Raw genomic sequence first — 19987 nt, forward strand, 5'->3', positions numbered from 1 at the left:
CGACTTGGGCCCTGTACAATTTCGATGATGTCACTCGCCGTCCTCGGTCACCCAGTGGAAAGAATGGAGCATGCAACACTCAATTGGAAGTCGAAGCTTGACGGGAGGACTGCTTCTTTCGTTGTGGGCGATTTCCTGCTGGGCTCAGGATGGGACGCTGGGAGAAAACAAAGATGACGGCGCAGTCCGGCTGAGCGTGCCCGATCAATTGGTGGTGGCGACGCGGGAGGTGCCACCGTTTGCAATGCTCAATGAGGACGGCCAGTGGGTTGGGATCAGCATGGATCTGCTGCGCGACATCAAGGCTGAGTTGGAAATCGAATCCGGCCATGAGATTGAAGTGGAACTACGAAGGTTTTCTTTGCCGGAGATGTTGCAGGCCGTCGAATCTGGTGAGGTGGACATGGCCGTCGCGGCGATCACGGTGAACTACGAACGCGAAAAACGGATGGACTTCACCCACTCCTTTCATACCTCGGGATTGGGGATCGCGGTTGGATCGCGGCCACGCGGTTCGGGATGGTCGGGCATCTTGGACGCGATCTTGTCGAGAACCTTTTTTCGCATCTTGGCGGGGTTGGTGCTGGCCATGCTGGTCAGCGCCGTTGGCATTTACCTGTTCGAGCGAAGGCACAACCGAGAGCAATTCGACAAGGGTTGGGTCAAGGGGATCGCGGCCGGCATGTGGTGGGCTGCTGTGACTCTGACCACGGTTGGCTACGGGGACAAGGTTCCGCGTACCCTGGGGGGGCGTTTGATTGGTTTGATTTGGATGTTTGCAGGGCTGTTCATCATCGCTGGATTCACCGCGGCGGTGACGTCCGCGCTGACATTGACGGAACTGCGCTCCCAGATCGAAGGCCCAGCCGATCTTTCTCGGGCGAAGGTTGCGACCGTGGAAGGATCGACTTCAGCGGACTATCTTCGGGCTCGGCATATCAATTCCGCCAATCACCCAGATGTTGAAACGGCGCTGCAGCGCTTGGTGGCTGGCCAGTGTGACGCAGTGGTCTACGACGCTCCCATTCTGAGATACCAGACTCATCAGAACTATCCTGGCGAGGCCTTTGTGCTGCCGATCACGTTTGAACGCCAGAGTTATGCCATCGCACTGCCGAGTGACAGTGAATTGCGAGAACCGATCAATCGGATTTTGCTACGCCAGACGTCGAGCCCTGAGTGGGAGAACGTTTTGGCGACTTACTTTGGCGAAAGCCAACCGTGAACGATGGCCGGGACCTGCTTGAACCGCCGCTCAGCTAAGGACCACGTGAACAACAAGTGACGTGGCGGAAAGACGCGAGCCCTCCGGTTCCTCACCGGGCGGCTTGCGCCACACCGCTAACATCGTCACTTGTTGTTCACGCGTTACGAATGCGAAGAATCAAGCAATTCGAGGAAGACCGGTTGGCTGATTCGTCCTGCTCGCCAATCCAACACATTCCCTTGTGAGTCGCAAACGATGGTGACTGGCGGACCTTGAACGGCGTAAGCCGCCATGACCTCCGCGTTTTCCGGATCGCCCACGTCAATCGCCACGGGGACGAACTCCGCATTGACCAATTCCTTCACCTCCGAATCGGCCCAAACTTGACGCTTCATGACCCGGCAGGGAACACACCAGTTGGCAGTGAAATAGAGCAGAATCGGTTTGTCAGCCTTGGCTGCTTGCTGCTTCGCCGAGGCGTAGTCCTTTGCCCAAGCGATCTCGTTTGCGGGAACGTAGAAGCAATGCCAAGCATAACCCAGCGACACCACAAGAAATGTCAGCCAGAAGCAACGCCAGAAATGAAACAGGGGCTTTGGCTGCGGGCGTGGATCCATCGATTCAACGGGCGGAAGGTCAGGTTCGGTGTCGTTCATGCTTGTTCTCGATTGACGGTCGGGGAAGTCCTCTACCTGACCCCCGCCATTTCCCCTCGCTGCCCGACACCGATTTGCAAAAAAAATCTTTCGTCCCCTGCAGGCCCAGATCCGCCCGCAGTCCAGCGACCAAAGCTTCGCCGCTCCCCGCCCGATTTCAATGGAGAATCGTGGGCGAATCGGAAGCAGGAGACGAGACTGGGAGCATCGTTCCGCCGTGGCTGACCAGAACTAACTACACCGAAGTCGGCCACCGGTGCAGCGTGGAACGAAAGCCCAAAGCTCGCGTCTGACCCTAGCAAAGAATCCCCCATCCCACTTCGACCCACTGCCCGCGAGCGTCCCCGTCCTCGCCTGCCACATACAAAGCACTCGTCAAATCGCCATCACCCCAATTGGGCGAGACAGCGTAAGGCTGGGAAAACACTTAACGGATCGCAATCGTAGAGGACACACTCCCGCCGACTCCCCAACCGGTTTGCCCAACGATTAGACTGACAGTGGCGGCAAACTTCCGCGACCGGCCGATATTTTCCGTCCGCGTGCGGTTCTTTCGTTGCAGGACGTCTGCCCAACTTGCCCAGCTTTCATTGCGAGGCTGGCGCATTTCCGGTATCTCCACTAGATGCCGAGGTCATTTCAATCGCAGATGGAGTTGAGCTGAAAGCCGTTCACCATGAAGTCCCAAACCCTTCGCAAGCTAATTCGAGCCATCGCCGCGCGAAGCAACGACGATCTGGACCGCATCGCGTTCCAAATCGTGCGTGACGAGAAGCGTGTCGGACATACGCGTCTTGCGGAGGAATTGGACGGACTTCTGAAATCAGAGACGGCCGTTCGTCGTGAAGGCAGCGACGATCCCGATGAAACTTCACAAGACATCGGAAGCCTAACCGAACTGCCACGTAGCAGACGCTACCGCGATCCGCTTGCAACCATCATTCCGAGGGATCAACTCGAGCACCATATGGTGTTGCCCCCGGAAGTCGAATCGCGGTTCGCCCGAATTGAAAAGGAATATGCTGCTCGACATCGTTTGGCGAAGCACGGAATGGCGCCGCGGAAGAAGATTTTACTGTACGGCCCGCCCGGATGCGGAAAAACACTCGGGGCGAAACGGCTGGCCTGGAACCTTGGGTTGCCGCTGATGAAGGTGCGGTTTGATTCGCTGGTGTCATCCTATTTTGGGGAATCGTCGTCAAACCTAAGAAACGTATTCGATGCCAGTGCCGCAAACCCGTGCGTGCTTCTGTTGGACGAATGTGATTTCGTCGCCCGTTCTCGACATCAAACGAACGACATCGGCGAGGCATCGCGGATTGTCAACACGATGCTTCTGCTCTTAGATGAATACGAATCTCCGGGGTTGTTTGTTGCGACGACGAACGTGGCTGACAAATTGGATGCCGCCATCTTCCGGCGGTTTGACGAAGCATTCGAAGTTCCACCGCCGAGCGAAGATGAAATTGAACGACTGCTCCGTCAAACTCTCTGCTCGATGGATGTCGATCCCAAGATCAATTGGGTAGACTTGGCATCAACCATGGTGGGAGCTTCTGCCGCAAAGGTTGTGAAGCTGTCTCGTGACGCCGCAAAGCTTGCGATCCTCGATGAGCGATCAAGGATCGAAAAGAGTGACCTCGAACAAGCGTTGGCGGACAACGCAATCGACTCTCTTTAGTTTCGCAAACAATGTCTGAGACGGATTTCCCACATCTTCAGCTGGTCAAGCGAACCAGCGGTTCGTACCAAGCTCCCGAAAATCAGTTTCCACCGACGCCGGATCGGGAGAAAGAAAACAAGGCCAACTCTGGCTCGCACTGCAACGCGCTCTCGCGGTCCATCGAGCAAATAAAGGCGATTTGGGCGAAAGACGAAGAACTCCGTTCGGAAACCACCCCTGCGTTGCCAGCCGGAAAACCGATCTTAATACAGCTTGATCCCGAAAACCGCGATTTGGATGAGCTACGGCGATCTTTAGGTTTCGAAGTCATCTGCCAAGAAGAAGATGGCTTTGTCATTGTCGCGTCACACGACATAGATTTTGCCGAACTTCAAGGAGCGATCGAAAAGCTTAGCCGTCTCAAACCAGGAGACCGTCTTGAACGAGGAGGCGGCGTTGCAGCGAGGATCTATGATGCTTCGGTAAGTGGAGGAGATCAGCGTTTAAAGCAGATTCTCTCGCCGACGTTGTACGAGCGTTGGGGTGAGATTGGTGATGATGAAACGTTGTGGATAAACGCCGGCATCTCGTGCAACGGTGGCTATGAACCTCGCTTGACAGAAATACGGAAGAGCGAGACGGAAGAAAAGCATCAGGCTCGGCATCGTTCGGAACGAATGAAAGCCTACGACCGATGGGACGAGGTGCGAACAGAACGCATTGGGCAGATCGAGAGATTTGTTGAAGCCTATGACGGCTACATCGACCCCAGCACCAAAGAACCGGATACAGACGTACCAGATGAATTCACCGCACGCATTCGACTTCCCGGTGTCGGGCTCCGTGACTTCGTTTTCAACTATCCCTATCTATTCGATGTCGAAGAAGCGGAAGTAGCAGAGCTTCCCGTGTCACCGTCGTCGACATCAACTGGATCGACCAACCCGGTTGTCATTTCTCCGCCGCCATCAGATGCGGCCGCGATATGCGTAGTTGACAGCGGAATACAGGAAAACCATCGGCTCCTCAAGGCGGCCGTCGACTCATCCGAATCCCGTTGCTTTTTCGGGAATTCTCCCGCTGACGTCGCCGACTACGTGACACCATCGGGGCACGGAACACGCATCGCCGGCGTCGTCCTGTTTGGCGATAACATCCCTAGCACTGGAACCCAACAAGCTGAGTTTTGGATTCAAAACGCCCGAGTGTTGAACAAGCAAAATGCGCTGCCCGACGACCGAGCCATTTACGACATGCTCAGCGAGATCGTCGATCACTTTCGCTATGGGCATCGTGGCACGAGGATCTACAACCAGTCGATTTGCAGCCCGAGTGTTTGCCGGTTGCGTCACATGTCGGCATGGGCAGCCAAGATCGATGCGTTGTCGGATCGGCATGATGTGTTGTTCATTCAAAGCGTCGGCAACATCCATCCCGATGCAACGGGGCGAATGCGTTTGGGGATCAAACAGCATCTGGCGGCCGGACGTGACTATCCAAGCTATCTGCTGATGGATTCGTGCCGCGTTGCGAACCCCGGCCAGAGCTTGCAAGCTCTGACAGTGGGTTCCATATCACGCGACGTGTATCGATCATCCACCTGGAGCAGTTTCGCCGATGCTCCTCAGCGTCCCTCGGCGTTTTCTCGAACAGGGCGAGGCGTATTTGGTGTGGTGAAGCCTGATGTCGTGGAATTCGGTGGCGACTTTGTTCGCAACCCCAGCAACGACATCTCGAACAATCCGATCGCCAAGTCGGTCTATCCAGAACTCGTGCGATGCAATCTGCACACGGCGGGACCGTCGACCGATCGTGATCAAGTGGGAACATCATTCGCCGCCCCGAAAGTGACTCGATTGGCTGCTCAATTGCAGGCGGCCTTCCCCAGAGAATCCACGCTGCTCTATCGAGCGTTGATTGCTCTGTCGGCTCGTTGGCCAGACTGGGCATTCTTCGGATCGCGACAAGAACAAATTGAAGCAGTGCGTCACTTGGGATACGGCTTGCCAGACCACGATCGTGCAATGCAGAACACCGACTTCCGCGTCACGATGATCACGCCGGAACTGCAAAAGATCAAAGCGAAGCAAGTCGACGTTTACCAAGTCAACCTTCCCGATCGACTTCGCAAGCCGGGCAACGCTGGTGAAGTACTGATTGAAGTATGCCTTTCCTATTCGGCCGCGTCACGGCGAACCCGGCGTGATCGCCGTGGCTATCTTTCCGTTTGGCTGGATTGGCGGACCAACTACGCGGGCGAGTCCGCAGATGAATTTGCCGCAAGGTTGGTCAAGGAAGCAAGCGGAAGCGTGTCCACTGACCGTGAGCGATTCGATTGGGTCGTTGGGGAACACGCAGGAGCCGGCAAGCTAACAGCCAGCAATCGCACCGCGGGAACACTTCAAAAAGACTGGTGCAGAATGCCTGCCGACCAACTACCCGCGTCGTTCTGTATTGCGGTCGTTGGCCATCAAGGACACAGCGTCAGCCCGTTGGACGAAGCCAAGTATCACCTGACCGTTGCGGTCGAATCGCTGGGCCAAGAAATCGAGCTGTACCACGACCTGGAAGCCGAGGTCGATCTATTGGCGAGTGAGATTGAAGCATCAAAGATTGAAGTCGACGAACTGGAGACATGACAGAATATTCTTCAAGACCGAATTAGCCATCACCACAAGTGGTAGCCGGGGGTTGCTGCGTCGCAGCGTACCCCCGGAAAACGAACGCTCCAAAAAACTCACCATCCCGCCGTGGCCATCGGCCACGGCGGGATGGTGAGTGGTGGCGTGGGGGCATGTCCGTCGGTGGCGCGATCGCTTACCGACGGCTACCATCTGGAATCCCTGCCGGGATGAAAAATTGCGCAACGACAGTGCGTCACAAGACCAAACATTTCGCCGTCCAGGCGAACGCTCACACGGCTCACATGGTGATGCCCGATCCTTATCGTTGCTGTGCTTCTAGTTGCTCCGCCATGGAAATCACCACTGCGACGTCCGATCGATCGCCAGGGCCGTACACGCATGGCTGAATGGGGCGGAGTCGAATCCAGCGTTTGAGTTTCGTCAGAAGACGCCTCATCTTGCCAGCGTTGCTCGTTGAGCAACTTGGTCCACAATCGGGACGGCGCTAACGCGGTAGAGTGCTGCTGGCCCACGTTGAAGGAGCGGAGCGATCTTGCTTTTGGCGGGCAATTGATCTCGCAGAGATTCGATGGCGATGTGCGAATCAACAATCAAAATGCAATCCGAGTTTCGAACCAGGAACCGTTTGATTCCTCGATCACTCAGGCGGGCGAAGTGAGCGATGTTCGCTCGGTTGAGATAGAAGGGCACTTCTGAAAACTCGTGCTCAATGGTGGCGATCGGTGTGGATTCGTCGACACCAAGTTGGTTCGCCAATGGCGAGGATTCTCCAAAGAGGGTCTGGGATCGGCTGTAAGCAGGCACCATCTGATGCATGACCATGACCGCAAACAGGAAGGCGACCACGGCGGACGTTCCCCAAGCGATTCGGGCTTGATGTCGATCCGCCATCAGCACCAATGATGAAATCAGCAGAGCCGCCCACAGCATGGCCCAAGCGAACAGCACGGCGGTGGCGTCGTCCGTGTAGATCATCGTATACACCACGAATGCGACGCCAGCAAAGCATGTGGACGCGGTTGCCGAACGTGCGGACCAGAATCGAGCAAAGAAGTGCTTTTGCGGATGGCTTGCATCGCCAAGAACGGTGTGCAGGTAGTGGCCGACCATCAACGCCAGTGCCGGAGCAGCTGGCAAAAGATAGGTGGGTAATTTGCAGCTCGACATGGAAAAGAACACGAAGCACCAACCACTCCACAGCAACAGGTACCCGATGGCTGGAGGTCGTTGGCGGCGAGACCGTTCATCACGCCCCATCAAAAACTTGGCGTAGGGGATCGTCAGGAACGACCACGGGTGACCGGCGATCAGCAGGACAGGTAGGAAATACCAGATGGGCTTGGGATGGAACTCGCCAGCGAACCGGGCGATGTTGTGCCGGTAGAAGAACTCGTTCAAAAAAGTTGGGTCTTCGAAGTGCACCAGCAGAAACCATGGGGCGGCGATCATCGATGCCACGCCACCGAGCACTCCGTAGTGCCACCAAGCAGGGCGAGCATGAGCTTCGGAAACCCAAGTCATTGCCAGCACCGGGGGAAGCCAAAGCACGATCGCGATCGGTCCTTTGGTCAGAAACGCCAAGCCAATGCAAACGCCCGATAGGATCCACCACCTGAGTTGCAAAGTTCCCGCAGCACCGGTCGAAGTGGGATTTCGAATCGCCTCCAACGCGGCGAAAAGTGACAGCGAGACAAACAATGCCAATACGCCGTCGAGCAACAGGTAGCGACTCGTGAAAGCAAACCCGACCGAGAGCAAGAGGACGACGCCCGCGTGCAGTCCGACAGTTCGCCCGAAGAGTCGTGAGCCAAAGAACATGGTGGATGCCAACGTGCAGATCGCGGCAAAGGCGGGAACCAAACGGGCGGAAACCTCGCTGATTCCGAACAACTTGAAACTGATTGCACACAGCCAGTACAGAAGCGGCGGCTTGTCGCAATAGGTCTCGAAATTGAGTTGGGGCAAAACCCAGTTGCCGGTCGCGATCATTTCTCTTGGGATTTCAGCGTACCTGGTTTCGTCGCGGTCAATCAGCGGGTACCCCAGGTTGGCGAACATGAACATGGCTGCAAGGAACAACAGTCCAATTTGCAACCACTTTGGGTTCAGACCAAAGCAACTGGCTGATGTCGCTTTCGGCTCTTGGCAATCGACGTGCTCCGGGACCGGGAACTGGACTTCGTTCCACCAGTAACGCACCAAAGACGCGAGTACCGTTGGAATGTGCTTGATCGAGACCGTGCTTTCACCGAGCATGCGTGGCCGGTGCGAGACACCGACTTCAACAACGCTGTGACCGAAACGTTTTGCTTGGGTCAGCATCTCCGAATTGACAAGGAACCCGTCTCCGGTGAGACGCAACTTCTTGGCGACGTCGCGATGAAACATTTTGAGTGCGCAATCGACGTCGCGGACCCCGGTGTTCAACATCGCTCGAACCAGCAGGTTGTAGACTCTTGAGTAGAGACATCGCAGCGACGAATCTTTCCGGTCGATGCGATAGCCACAAACAATGTCGTAGCGTTCCGATAGCAAAACGAACCGATCCAGTTCGGTCAGATCGAATTGACAGTCCGCATCGGTGAAGACAACCAGGTCACACTTTGCTTCGGAGAAACCGGTTCGAATGGCCGCACCGTAACCTTGATTGCGTGGGTGCTGGACCAGTCGCAATGAGGGAAGGGACTTTGCGAACTCCCGAACCGTTTCAGCGGTCGCGTCATGACTGCCGTCATCGACAACGATGATTTCGTATTGGCTGGTGATCGAAGACAAAGCCGAATCGGCTTCCATGATTGCTTCGGCGATCACTTCCGCTTCATTGTAGGCCGGCAAAATCAATGTGATCGACGGCGTCGGGGGCGCTTTCACGCCCATCCTGGCGGTGTCAGCGAATGGCGTTTGTGTGGTTTCGATCTCGTGCATCCGTGCACTCCTTTGTACTGAGGGTTTAGTAGTTGAGGCGAGGAGATTGTCCTGGTTCGATTGCGAGGACCGCAAGTGGAAATCGTAAAGGCTTAGTAGTTGAGTTTGGGAAGCATCTGAGCTGTCGTCTGAGTCGGCGTGCTGGATAGAGAGAGGAGAACCCTGGGAGTCCTTCCGCGACGTTTCAGCTTTCGTTCAGTCTTCTTCCGTCAACAATTCGTGCATTTGCACGCGATCTTCAAAGGACTCGAAGTCTCGGACCTGCAAGTTGAATTGATGCAGTGCTTTCGCTGTCCAGCTTGGCCACGGGGACCAGTCGCTTCGCTGTGAAGCCATCACATTGGTCGGCAACCAGACTTGTTGCACGAGCGTTGCGCAGAGCAAGATGGTGGTGAGTGCCATGATCGCCCGCCAATGAGCTCGAGCCGGTTTGTTCTCCGCCAGCATCACCAAACGTTTGCTGCGGCGAATCAAAGTGCTGTCATCGTTTCCAAAGGCAAGCGTTCCCTTGGGAGCACCATTGCAGGGCTGGCGACGGCATTGCTCGGCAACTTTGGCCAGGGTCCTCAGGTAGGCGCTAAACTTTCCGATCGTGGTGGCTGCAACTTCGTCGCACAAGAACTCGCGTGCCAATTCAGCCTTGTGTGCCGCGGACCGAACCATTGGATGGAACCAAAAGAGCGTCGAGCAAATGCCTTGCAGGAAGTGCTGCATCGGGTGCTGGGTACGCAAGTGCTCGAGTTCGTGAAGCAAAACGTGCCGTAGGGTCGCGTCTCCAGCATGATGATCGTTGATCATGAACGACGGCAGCACGACCACGGGGCGGTGCAACTGCCAGCAGAACGGGCCTTGGATTTTGTCGGAGACACAGATCGAAAGCGGTTGGCACTCGTTTGACGAGATATCGGTTGCCTGGAGTAGTTCTGCGGCATCGATTGGATCGCATTCATGTCTTAGAAACTGTAGCAAGCCGATGCATAGCCAGCACCGCTGCACGATGGACCAGACCGCTCCAACGGTCCACACACTCAACAATGCGATCGCGATTCGGGTTTGCCAGACCACAATTTCAAGCATCGATTCACGCGATAGCGTGACGGGGAAGTGAAACAATCGACGGTGGGGAAGCAACAGTGCCGCGGCAACCAATCCGATGATGCAAAGAAAGCAAGTTGTCCAGAGTCGACATCCCCAGCGTGCGTCCACGACCCAGCGCTGCAACGCGGCAGTCATCGCAATGACAATCGAGATTTGCAAGCACAACGTGCTTCCGACTTCCAATGCAAATCGAAGATCCATCACGAGTCCCCGAGTTTGGCGGCGGCTTTCTTGACCGCTTCAATGTCATCCGGCGATACCGCATCGGATTCAAGTAGATTCAATACGAGAGAGCGAATGGATCCACCAAACAACTGGTCGGCGAGCGATTTCACCATGCCTTCCTGGACTTGCTCTCGCGAGACTTTGGGTGTGTAGGTGAACGCGCGGCCGATCTTCTTCCCACGGCGGACGATCTTTTTGTCTTCCAAGATCTTCATCGTTGTCAGCACCGTTGTGTAGGCGAGTTCGCGATCGATGGTGTCGACGACATCGTTGACTGTGACGCTGCCTTTGTCCCAGACAACATCCATCACTTCAGCTTCGCATTTGGTCAGCTCAACTCGCTTTTTCGATCGTGGCATCAGTGGGTATTTCAGTGAGGAACGCGGAAGAGTGACGTGAAGTTTTGAGTTGGAAGTGGCAAGACGTTCGCTTGCAAACCGAAATGAATTGCTACTCGCGAAGTTTGGCCCAGCGGTGATATTCGCGTAGGTCGACGTTCTCGGTCACAAACGTGACATGGCCGTCGCCCCACAAAAAGTTTGCTCCGCCAGGGTGACGACTGGAAAGATCGCATTCGTCTGCCAGTGGATTGTTGATGCCTTCCAAGGCCGAACCAACCACGCGGGCCGCAGCATCTTCGCCAGCCAGGCTGACACCAATCCAAGTGGATGGGACCTGCGCCATCGTGCGTTCGCCCACGATGATTGTGTGGGATGTCCCTCGAAGGAAGTCGCGAAATCGCGTTGCCCGGTTCTCAAGAAATGCGCCATCGCCAACCGGTGCTGGGGTGGAGTCATCCGCTTCGATGGTGCCAAAGATGCCCACGTAATTGGCGGTTGGCAACTGCATCAAAGGAACCGATTCTTCGCTGCTCAGCGAGGCCGAGTCGCTCTCGATGGAGTCGTCTTCATGGCCCTCGAAGAGTGTGAAGGAGGGTTCAGTGATGTCGGACGGACAAAGCATCCAGGGCAGCGACGTGGATCGGGCGAGTTCGTGTCGAGAGTCATCCAACGACCGTTTCATATCGATCTGAACGGCGAGTGCATCTTCTTCGATGAAGGGCAGCAAAGGCACGACCCAACCAAACGCAGACGTGGTGCTGGGGTCAAACGTCCAGCCAACGGGAAGCTGCTTTTGGGCTGCGTGATGGCCGTGAAGCGCGAGACCGATTTCACGCAAATGATTCGTGCACTGCACTCGCCGCGCGGCCTCGCGTGCGGACCCCATCGCTGGCAACAAGATTGCCGCCAATGCACCCAGGATCGAAACAACGATCATCAGCTCAAGGATCGTGAAGCCACTTTGTGGAAGTGGCGTTGGGCGGTGAGTGATCGAATGGGTGTTTTGCATGTTGAGTGACCACGTCCGTGTGGGGTGATGCAAAACAAGATACGAAGGAATTAGTTTTTTGGCAATCCCGGTTTTGCGAGTCAGATTGGGTTGCTTGAAAAACTAAGCGGTTAGTAAGTAGGGAGGTGTCAGCCGATTCCTCCAAGCGGATATTCACGTGAAGCTTTCCCTCGTTTTCCTCTTGTCGCAACGACGATTGCTGACGAGCATTTGCCTGGTCTTCACCGTGCTTGGCTCAGGGCCGAGTCGTGCGGAATACCCGTTGTTCGCGAGTGACCTTCCACCGACACGCTTGGTTTCGCATCCGGCGAATTGGTTGGACACATCGTTTTCAACGGAGACGGTTTTCCCGCCAGCACCGGAGGTCGTCCGTTCCGTCGAGTGGGATCGTTCCTCGCTGTGGCAGCGAATCCAACTGGATCACCAAAACTACTACGACCTCGAGACATTCCGATTCTTGACGGGAGGATTCTTCCTTGGTGCAGCGGTTGCCAACACTCAATTGGACGATCAATTGCACAGGCACTTTCAAACCAGCGTCAGAGGTGCAACCAGTGATGATTGGTCCGAATTCTTGCACGCAGACAAGGAGCTCGGCAACGGTCTGTATTCGCTTCCGGTTTTCGCGACCGCTTGGGCAGCGGGAGAGTACTTTGAGGACTCGCCGATGTTGGTCACAACAGGGCGTTGGGGTGAACGATCGATGCGTTCGTTTTTGGTTGGTGCACCGCCGTTGATCTTGGCTCAACGGTTAACGGGTGGTTCACGCCCCGGCGAACTTGATCGCGGATCGCGTTGGCTCCCATTTCAAGACAACAATGGCGTGAGCGGGCATGCGTTTATGTCCGCTTTGCCGTTCATCAACGCGGCCAAGATGACGGACCGTCCTCTGCTCAAAGCCAGCTTCTATGCGGGATCGTTTCTTGGGCCGCTTTCGCGTGTCAATGACGACGCTCACTATCCGTCTCAAGTTGCACTGGGATGGTGGATGGCTTACGCCGCCGCAGCCGCGATTGACCGAACGGAGTTGTCGGATCGTAACACGCAAATCCTTCCCTACATGAGCGAAAGTGGTGGTGTCGGTGGCATGTTTGAGTTCCGCTATTAGCCAACGAGCCCGACAAGCACGGCCGATCCGGTCGGCTCTACTTCAACCGAATCAGGACTTCGTTGCGACGTAGGGGAGCGGGAGTGAAGGGCGGATCGTAGGAGGCGGCTTCGACTCCGCTGGTTTTGTTCGACTCAGTGTCTTCGTCGACGGCCGCGGTCAGGCCCTTGGTTTCCATCCAGGTTCGTAGTTTGGCTTCGGATTCCTTGGCGAGCTTTTTGTCCAACTTGCCGGGGAATCGGATCACGGCGAAACGCCCGCCAGCGCGTTTGCGGACATCGACGTCGGGGCCGGTTGGCGAGGGGACGCCTTCGACCGCGACTTCCTTGGGCATCACAAATCCCATTTGGACTTCGGAATCGGCTTGGTCGTTTTCCATGAAGACTGGCGTCGTCATGGAAATCTTTTGCTCGGCTTCGTTGGCTCCCGAGATGTAGCGAAAGAGCTTCATGAAGCTGCCGTCTCGGCCTTCCGCATCGATCTTGGTCTTCGTTGCGACCAGCATCAGATCGGGATATTCGCGGACTTCAAACTCGCCGTCGGACTCAATGACTTTGTATTCCGCCGATTCGTATCCCGCTCGTGTGGTTCGGCTCAGCAGAAACACTCCGCCGGTGACCAGAACGGCGATCGTTGCGACAGTCATGATTTTTCGACGGGACATCGGATTGCCTTTTGTCTGCGCTGGTTGATGGCGACAGATCGGAAAGCGAATCGTCAGCCGATGAACCATAGATGGCTGGCTAGTGGTCTGTCAGGACTTGTTTTGAGGGGAGTGGACGAGGCCACGAGTCCTGAACTGGTGTCAAATCCAAGGACTCGTGGCCTCGTCCACTACGACCAACCCTAACTTTTAGATTTGACAGACCACTCGTTCAATCGAAGCGAGCTCGTTCAACACGGGAGCCTACCGCTGGACGCTCTTCGCGATCCCGCGAAGCATGACCGGGAAGACAAGGCTGTGCAGCGGCAAGACCGCGTACCAATAGGCAAGTCCCAGTAAGCCCTTGGGGCGGAATCTGGCCGTCATGACCACCTGCGTTGTTTCTGCGGAGGATGGTTCCAATTGGAAGTCCAGTTCTGCTTCGCCGGGCAGCTTCATCTCGGCTCGCAAGGTCAGGCGTTCGTTGGGAACCAGTTTGGTGACTCGCCAGAAGTCAACGGCTTCCCCGTAATGCAAATCACGAGGGTGGCGGCGGCCACGTCGGAGTCCGGGCCCGCCGATCGCTTGATCCATCCAACCGCGAATTCGCCAGAGGAAACCGGCACCCCAGTATCCGTTGGCTCCGCCGATCGATCGAATCTCGGCAAAGGTTTGCTCCACGGAACCTTGGACCGAGATTTCGCGGCGGTCGGTCAACGTTGTTCCTCCGGACCAGTCTGGGTCGCCCGGGATTTTACCTGCGGTGGACCAACGTGTTTCGATATCGCCTTGCTGAGTTTTGCCCAACGCCGCTTCGATCGCGGCTTCAATTCCCAGGCATTCACCCGGCATCAATCGCACGGCGTCGTCGTTCCGGCAGACGGTTCGGTTTTTCAGTCCCTCGGCCAGTGGTCGGGCGATGCTGCTGCTGACAGGCGTGACCAAGCCGATCCACAAACTGCTGAGGTAGGGCGTCAAGACAGGAACCGGAAAGATGATGCGTCGGCGCAGCTTCAGTTTCTCCGCCATCACCTGCATGACATTGCGATACGACATGACATCGGGGCCGCCAATGTCCAAGGTTTTGCCAGCCGTTTCTTCCACATCCAAACAAGCGACGAGGTAGCGAAGGACGTCACGAATCGCAACGGGCTGGGTTTCGGTTTTGACCCACTTCGGCGTCACCATGATCGGCAAGCGTTCCACGAGGTAACGCAGCGTTTCAAAGGATGCGGAGCCGGAACCGATGATCATCGCGGCTCGGAAGACGGTGGTGGGCACCCGGCCGGATTGCAGGATTTCACCGACTTCGTGTCGGCTGTCGAGATGTTCGGAAAGATCGGCTCCCAACTCGCCCAGGCCACCGAGGTAGATGATTCTTCGACACGAAGATTCCTGGGCGGTGTCGCGAAAACCGGTCGCTAGTTCACGGTCTCGCTGCGCGTATTCACCTTTGGCGGACTGCATCGAATGCACGAGGTAGTATGCCACATCGATGTTCTCGAGAGCTCGCCCGGTGGCCTCGGTGTCTTCCAGTTCGCCTTGGACGACGGTGAGACGCTCGTGCTGTCCCCAAGAAAACTTGGTCAGTTTTTCGGGGCTGCGAACCAGGCAAGTCACTTGGAAGCCCTCTTCCAGCAACCGTCTTGCCAGCCGCCCTCCGACGTAGCCCGTGGCTCCGCAAATCAAGATGCGTTGGTCGCGGGAGGAGGATTCCGTCATGGGTGAACCGGTTTCAGGAGGCAGCAGGTGGTGCGCTGTGTCGTACGAGTTTTTTCGCAGCAGCCTTGCTGCTGCCGTCAACGCTCTGCAGACAGGTTAGCAACGCGTGAACAATGAGTGACGATGTTAGCGGTGTGGCGCAAGCCGCCCGGTGAGGAACCGGAGGGCTCGCGCCCTTCCGCTACGTCACTTATTGTTCACGCGTTGCTTCGCGGGAGGAACAGGTGGCGACATGGTTCATCTAAGAAAAGGAACCGTCGGCTGCCGGGGAGTTGGCACGGGCTTTGCGAAGTTGGCTCACCATGTGCCGCTCGTCGGCGTTCCAATCGCCGCCAGCTCCACGACTGTTCTACGATGGATCTTCACGCTCACCTCGACCGTCACTTCGGGTTTCAATCTTTTCGCCATGGACAATGCGAGGCCTGCGAGTCGATTGTGGCTGGCAAAGACACGATTGTGTTGATGCCAACCGGGGCCGGCAAAAGCCTGTGTTACCAACTGCCTGGCATTCTTCGCGAAGGAGTGACGTTGGTGGTCAGCCCGCTGATTTCGCTCGCCAAAGATCAGGCGGAACATCTGAAGGAGGCTGGTCAGCCAACCGTGGTGCTCAACAGCACCCGGACGGCAAAACAAATCGAGTCCGCTCGTTCAAAGATCTCAGCGGGAGATGTCAAGTTCGTTCTCACCACACCGGAACGATTGCAGAAAACCGACATCTGCGAATTGCTCGCCGGTGTGGGAGTTGGGTTGATGGTGGTCGATGAGGCTCACTGTGTCAGCCAATGGGGGCACGACTTCCGTCCGGACTACTTGTGTTTGCCATCCATCCGCGAGCGATTGGGGAATCCGCCGCTGGCCGCACTCACCGCAACCGCATCCGAACGAACGCTGGATGAGGTGCGATGCTCACTGCGTTTGAACGACCCAACCATTGTTTGAACCGGAATCGATCGGCCCAACTTGCGGATCGAAGTCGTTCGTTGCTACTCGGCGGAGGACAAGTTGAAGCAATTGCATCGCGCCCTCGAGATCGAAGGCATGCTGGAACGCACCGAGCCAGCGATTGTTTATTGCGGAACGACCAAGACGGCTGACCAGTTGGCGAATTCCTTCGGTGGATTGTGCTACCACGGCAAAATGCGAAAGGCCGATCGAGCCGATGCCCAAGAAGAGTTCATGAATGGATGCCCGAGAGTGATGTTTGCCACCAATGCGTTTGGGTTGGGCATCGACAAACAGGACCTCCGCCAAGTCATCCATGCTGAGTTGCCGGGTTCGTTGGAATCGTACTACCAGGAGATGGGGCGAGCTGGGCGAGACGGCAAGCGATCGCGTTGCACGCTGCTGTATGATCCGTCCGATGTGGACCTGCGGAAGATGTTTGCCGGCGGGATGATGGAAGCGAGCAAGATCATGACGGCCCATCACACATTGGTTCGCGGCGCCAACGAGATTGGCAAAGACGGCGAGGTGGCTTTGTCGAAGCTGGCCCCGATCAGTCCGCTTGGCCGCGTCACGTTGAAGAACTGTTTTCAATTGTTGTCGTCTCGCGGCATCGTTGCTCCCGCCGGACGAGGTCGATGGCGTTTGATTGCCAAAGACCTCGAGCACCGTGTGGCTGATCGACTGGAGGAAGCCACTCGGGTGAGATCCGAGGATCGCCAGGTGGCACTCCGCGAGATGGTGGAGTTTGCCGAGTCGTCCAGGTGCCGGTGGGAATTGCTCCGTGAGCACTTTGGCGTCAGCGAAATGACGGGCTCGGATTGTCTTTGTGATCAGTGCGGAGCCATCGCGGTTGCGAGTGCGTGAGGGGCTGGCTGTGAAGTACCCGATGACACCTGACGGTCGATACTTTGTTCACCAGCAACGATTGTGGCGGTGCACCAATCCGAACTTGAGCGAGACGGAACGCCAGCAATACGTTCGCGAATTGATGAAAGCGAGACGCGACGTGAAGTCTGCGAAAGCATCGGGGGATGAAGACGCGATGCAGATGGCTCGCGATGCGGTCAACGAGGCGAAGATCCAACTCGGAGAACGCGGGCCGACTTGGTGGGACGACGACACCGATCACAACCGTCAACTGGTGAGGAATACACCCTACGCGGATTGGTGGGAGACACGTTGAAACCGGCGGCCAGCTTTCTTTCGAAGGTGCCATTGTGCGGTTGGCTGGAACGGCATATACGCATTGTCCAAACACTCGTTCCACCAGGTGTTGTGGGCTCTCGATCGGGAGTCTGCACCCGCTTCCGTCAGTCCGCTCATGAAACGCTCCCACGACTCGCTTCAAGGTTTCCTGCATCTGCTTCGGGCACTCATTCGCGAACCCTCGGTCGTCGGCGTGGAAGACGCCTTCTTTCGCGTGCTGCGACGCGAGTTGGAAGAGTTTCCGGTGGTGATCACTCGTTATCACGGGCTGCTGGTCGCTCAAGGCAGTGATCCAGAGAGCAATTACCTCTCGGCGCACGTCGACCGTCATGGATTGCTGTGCACCGGGCCTCGCGAATTTCAGTACGCGGCGTTCATTGCCGGGAACCGTGGGGAACTGAACGGCGATTCGATTTCAGAACAGTTCATGGAACTGATCGCCGGCCGTTTTCGCGGCCAACGCGTGCAGGCTCACACGCCCTACGCGGGATCTTATCTCGGACAAGGCACGATCACGGAATCCTTCATTTGCCCGCGTCGCAAGAATTTGATCTTCGACATCGATGGGCTGGACTTTTTGCAACCTGGGACGCCCATTTCATTCGTCGATCGATTGCGGGAAGAAGATGGTCAAATCTCAGCCCAGCTCGACAACGTCGTGTCCGTCGCGATTTTGATTGAGATGATCCGCCGCGGTTTTCGCGGCACAGCGTTCTTCACGGCCGGCGAAGAATGCGGGCGGAGCTATCGATACGTTGCGGAGTGGTTCCAGCGATTTGATTTGAAGACGCAGCGTTTGGTCGTGTTGGACACCAGTCCGTTTCCAACGCCCGATGACTTGAACGCTCAAGAAGTGGTGCTTCGGAATCGTGACTCGGTGGCCGAGTTTGAGCCAGCCGTCACGGGGGAACTCAAGCGGGTCTGTGATCAACTGAAGGTGACACATCGCTTCAAAGACGAGTACGTGAGCGAGCTGAACAAGACTCGTGAAAAGCAAATCTCGATCGGCCGAACCGAGCTCGGACGGTTGATCGACGCGACCAGCGGGGATGTCTCCGGAACGACGCTGCAGTTGCCGACGTCGTCCTATCACACCCAAACCGAAACTGCGAACTTGTCGAGTGTCGAGGCGGTGCTGAAAGTCTTGACCCGTCTGACCGATGCAAGTGTTTGAATGACGATGGGATCCGGGTTTTTCCGAAAGTTTGGTTGGGATCTTTGACAGCCGATCAATTTCGACGGGGCGGGGTTGATCGATGAGAAGATTGAAACGCGGAGAGGCGGAGGAGCGGAGTATCGCGGAGATTGGGGGGAAGAGTGTACTGAGCTGGTGGTGATTGAGATGGAATCAAATGAAGTTGACTGATGTGGTCATTGGTGCAGCGATCGAAGTTCATCGCCGGCTTGGTCTCATTTGGGTTTGATGAAATTGGATGTTGGCATGCACATCCATATTTTTAAATCACAATTGATTGATGGCCAGCATCGTCAACCGCTACGGCGGACCCAAACCAGATTGATCGGTGACCTCTCTCCGCGAAGCTCCGCTCCTCCGTTTCTCCGCGTTTAAAATAGCCCGCTGATTTGGAAGGTGGTCATTGCGTGACCGTTAACGGATGACGATTCGGCCCGGTCACCCCGATGCAAACATTGCCGTCTTTCCGAAGGGTGGGTTGGAATCTTTGACGACCGATCAATTACGACGGGGCGAGGTGGATCGATGTGAAGATTGAAACGCGGAGTGGCGGAGGAGCGGAGCATCGCGGAGAATGGAACGTGAAAATGTCACGCTGTTGGAGATTGAGATGGAACCAAATGAAGTGACTGATGTAATCATTGGTGCAGCCATTGAAGTTCATCGCCGACTTGGTCCAGGGCTCTTGGAGCATGTCTATCGACGTTGTCTGGCATACGAACTTCGGAAGCGAGGCTTGGCGGTTGTGGAAGAGAAGCCTGTCGCGATTGACTACGACGATCTGCATGAACCTTGTGCTTTTCGTGCTGATCTCTTGGTGGAAGGCTTGGTTGTCGTTGAATTGAAAGCGAAGACTCAAATCCATCCCATCGACAAAACGCAGACTCTGTCATATCTGCGTTTGATGAAACTGAATGTTGGATTGCTGATCAATTTTCACGAAGCAAAGTTGATTGACGGCTTGCATCGCATCGTCAACCGTTACGGCGGACCCAAACCAGGTTGATCGCTGACCTCTCTCCGCGAAGCTCCGCTCCTCCGTTTCTCCGCGTTTAAAATGGCCCGCTGATTTGGAAGGTGGTCATTGCGTGACCGTTAGTGGGCGACGATTCGGCCCAGTCGCCCCGCTGCAAACATTGCAGTCTTTCCGAAGGGTGGGTTGGGGTTTTTGACGGCCGATCCATGGGAACGTGGTGTGATTGATTGATGCGAATGTTGAAACGCGGAGTGGCGGAGGAGCGGAGTTTCGCGGAGATTGGGGGGAAGAGGGTGCTGAGCTGGTGGTGATTGAGATGGAATCAAATGAATTTGACTGATGTGGTCATTGGTGCAGCGATCGAAGTTCCTCGCCTGCTTGGTCTCATTTGGGTTTGATGAAATTGGATGTTGGCATGCGCAT

17 protein-coding genes are annotated in these 19987 nt (G+C 56.1%); 9 read left to right on the forward strand and 8 right to left on the reverse strand.

Going from position 1 to position 19987, the window contains the following annotated elements; translation table 11 throughout:
- Positions 1-70: 70 nt before the first annotated feature.
- Positions 71-1225: a transporter substrate-binding domain-containing protein gene (locus UH5x_RS23275; RefSeq protein ID WP_482633846.1), complete on the forward strand. Its 1155-nt coding sequence runs from the start codon at positions 71-73 to the stop codon at positions 1223-1225.
- 143 nt (positions 1226-1368) lie between these two features.
- Here the strand turns inward: UH5x_RS23275 and UH5x_RS23280 are convergent, their stop codons facing one another.
- Both UH5x_RS23280 and UH5x_RS23285 read right to left on the reverse strand, forming a co-directional pair.
- Positions 1369-1863, reverse strand: coding sequence for a thioredoxin family protein (locus UH5x_RS23280; protein ID WP_482633847.1), 495 nt, complete (start codon positions 1861-1863; stop codon positions 1369-1371).
- 295 nt (positions 1864-2158) lie between these two features.
- Complete coding sequence (locus UH5x_RS23285) at positions 2159-2290, reverse strand: hypothetical protein (RefSeq protein WP_482633848.1); 132 nt, start codon at positions 2288-2290, stop codon at positions 2159-2161.
- Positions 2291-2539: 249 nt separating this feature from the next.
- Here UH5x_RS23285 and UH5x_RS23290 point away from each other — a divergent pair, with 249 nt between their 5' ends.
- Both UH5x_RS23290 and UH5x_RS23295 read left to right on the forward strand, forming a co-directional pair.
- Entirely contained in the window at positions 2540-3544 is a 1005-nt protein-coding gene (locus UH5x_RS23290; RefSeq protein WP_007331770.1) for an AAA family ATPase, read from the forward strand.
- Positions 3545-3555: 11 nt separating this feature from the next.
- Complete coding sequence (locus UH5x_RS23295; RefSeq protein WP_482633849.1) at positions 3556-6165, forward strand: S8 family peptidase; 2610 nt, start codon at positions 3556-3558, stop codon at positions 6163-6165.
- Between the two features lie 438 nt (positions 6166-6603).
- On the opposite strand, the gene UH5x_RS23300 is transcribed toward UH5x_RS23295, so the two are convergent.
- The 4 genes from UH5x_RS23300 to UH5x_RS23315 form a co-directional block, all read right to left on the reverse strand.
- On the reverse strand, positions 6604-9096 hold the full coding sequence (locus tag UH5x_RS23300; protein ID WP_482633850.1) for a glycosyltransferase: 2493 nt from the start codon (positions 9094-9096) through the stop codon (positions 6604-6606).
- Between the two features lie 195 nt (positions 9097-9291).
- Complete coding sequence (locus UH5x_RS23305) at positions 9292-10395, reverse strand: M56 family metallopeptidase (protein WP_482633851.1); 1104 nt, start codon at positions 10393-10395, stop codon at positions 9292-9294.
- Complete coding sequence (locus tag UH5x_RS23310) at positions 10395-10778, reverse strand: BlaI/MecI/CopY family transcriptional regulator (protein WP_007331759.1); 384 nt, start codon at positions 10776-10778, stop codon at positions 10395-10397. The genes UH5x_RS23305 and UH5x_RS23310 overlap by 1 nt, the downstream gene beginning before the upstream one ends.
- 91 nt (positions 10779-10869) lie before the next feature.
- Complete coding sequence (locus UH5x_RS23315; RefSeq protein ID WP_482633852.1) at positions 10870-11769, reverse strand: DUF1559 family PulG-like putative transporter; 900 nt, start codon at positions 11767-11769, stop codon at positions 10870-10872.
- A 157-nt stretch (positions 11770-11926) separates the two neighbouring features.
- Between UH5x_RS23315 and UH5x_RS23320 the strand changes: the two genes are divergently transcribed.
- On the forward strand, positions 11927-12877 hold the full coding sequence (locus UH5x_RS23320; RefSeq protein WP_482633853.1) for a phosphatase PAP2 family protein: 951 nt from the start codon (positions 11927-11929) through the stop codon (positions 12875-12877).
- Positions 12878-12914: 37 nt separating this feature from the next.
- On the opposite strand, the gene UH5x_RS23325 is transcribed toward UH5x_RS23320, so the two are convergent.
- A complete protein-coding gene (locus UH5x_RS23325) occupies positions 12915-13541 on the reverse strand; it encodes an SOUL family heme-binding protein (protein WP_482633854.1) in 627 nt (208 codons plus the stop codon).
- Positions 13542-13784: 243 nt separating this feature from the next.
- The gene (locus UH5x_RS23330; protein WP_482633855.1) at positions 13785-15242 is read right to left on the reverse strand and encodes an SDR family oxidoreductase; all 1458 of its coding nucleotides are present in this window, start codon (positions 15240-15242) and stop codon (positions 13785-13787) included.
- Positions 15243-15596: 354 nt separating this feature from the next.
- On the opposite strand from UH5x_RS23330, the gene UH5x_RS23335 reads away from it, so the two are divergent.
- The 5 genes from UH5x_RS23335 (at position 15597) to UH5x_RS23355 (ending at position 19594) form a co-directional block, all read left to right on the forward strand.
- Positions 15597-16181: a DEAD/DEAH box helicase gene (locus tag UH5x_RS23335; protein ID WP_482633856.1), complete on the forward strand. Its 585-nt coding sequence runs from the start codon at positions 15597-15599 to the stop codon at positions 16179-16181.
- Between the two features lie 21 nt (positions 16182-16202).
- Positions 16203-17051, forward strand: a complete 849-nt coding sequence (locus UH5x_RS23340) for a helicase-related protein (RefSeq protein ID WP_482633857.1) — start codon at positions 16203-16205, stop codon at positions 17049-17051.
- Positions 17052-17073: 22 nt separating this feature from the next.
- Positions 17074-17370, forward strand: coding sequence for a hypothetical protein (locus UH5x_RS23345; protein WP_482633858.1), 297 nt, complete (start codon positions 17074-17076; stop codon positions 17368-17370).
- Between the two features lie 138 nt (positions 17371-17508).
- Entirely contained in the window at positions 17509-18567 is a 1059-nt protein-coding gene (locus UH5x_RS23350; protein WP_482633859.1) for a peptidase M42, read from the forward strand.
- 646 nt (positions 18568-19213) lie between these two features.
- Positions 19214-19594: a GxxExxY protein gene (locus tag UH5x_RS23355; RefSeq protein ID WP_482633860.1), complete on the forward strand. Its 381-nt coding sequence runs from the start codon at positions 19214-19216 to the stop codon at positions 19592-19594.
- Positions 19595-19987 lie beyond the last annotated feature (393 nt).

The sequence above is a fragment of the Rhodopirellula sp. UH5 genome (assembly GCF_056839225.1).

Coding starts and splice junctions, on each gene's coding strand:
- UH5x_RS23275 (WP_482633846.1), top strand. CDS start 71: ATGCAACACTCAATTGGAAGTCGAAGCTTGACGGGAGGACTGCTTCTT.
- UH5x_RS23305 (WP_482633851.1), bottom strand. CDS start 10,395: ATGGATCTTCGATTTGCATTGGAAGTCGGAAGCACGTTGTGCTTGCAA.
- UH5x_RS23325 (WP_482633854.1), bottom strand. CDS start 13,541: ATGTCCCGTCGAAAAATCATGACTGTCGCAACGATCGCCGTTCTGGTC.
- UH5x_RS23290 (WP_007331770.1), top strand. CDS start 2,540: ATGAAGTCCCAAACCCTTCGCAAGCTAATTCGAGCCATCGCCGCGCGA.
- UH5x_RS23345 (WP_482633858.1), top strand. CDS start 17,074: ATGACACCTGACGGTCGATACTTTGTTCACCAGCAACGATTGTGGCGG.
- UH5x_RS23330 (WP_482633855.1), bottom strand. CDS start 15,242: ATGACGGAATCCTCCTCCCGCGACCAACGCATCTTGATTTGCGGAGCC.
- UH5x_RS23315 (WP_482633852.1), bottom strand. CDS start 11,769: ATGCAAAACACCCATTCGATCACTCACCGCCCAACGCCACTTCCACAA.
- UH5x_RS23295 (WP_482633849.1), top strand. CDS start 3,556: ATGTCTGAGACGGATTTCCCACATCTTCAGCTGGTCAAGCGAACCAGC.
- UH5x_RS23310 (WP_007331759.1), bottom strand. CDS start 10,778: ATGCCACGATCGAAAAAGCGAGTTGAGCTGACCAAATGCGAAGCTGAA.
- UH5x_RS23280 (WP_482633847.1), bottom strand. CDS start 1,863: ATGAACGACACCGAACCTGACCTTCCGCCCGTTGAATCGATGGATCCA.
- UH5x_RS23300 (WP_482633850.1), bottom strand. CDS start 9,096: ATGCACGAGATCGAAACCACACAAACGCCATTCGCTGACACCGCCAGG.
- UH5x_RS23335 (WP_482633856.1), top strand. CDS start 15,597: ATGGATCTTCACGCTCACCTCGACCGTCACTTCGGGTTTCAATCTTTT.
- UH5x_RS23350 (WP_482633859.1), top strand. CDS start 17,509: ATGAAACGCTCCCACGACTCGCTTCAAGGTTTCCTGCATCTGCTTCGG.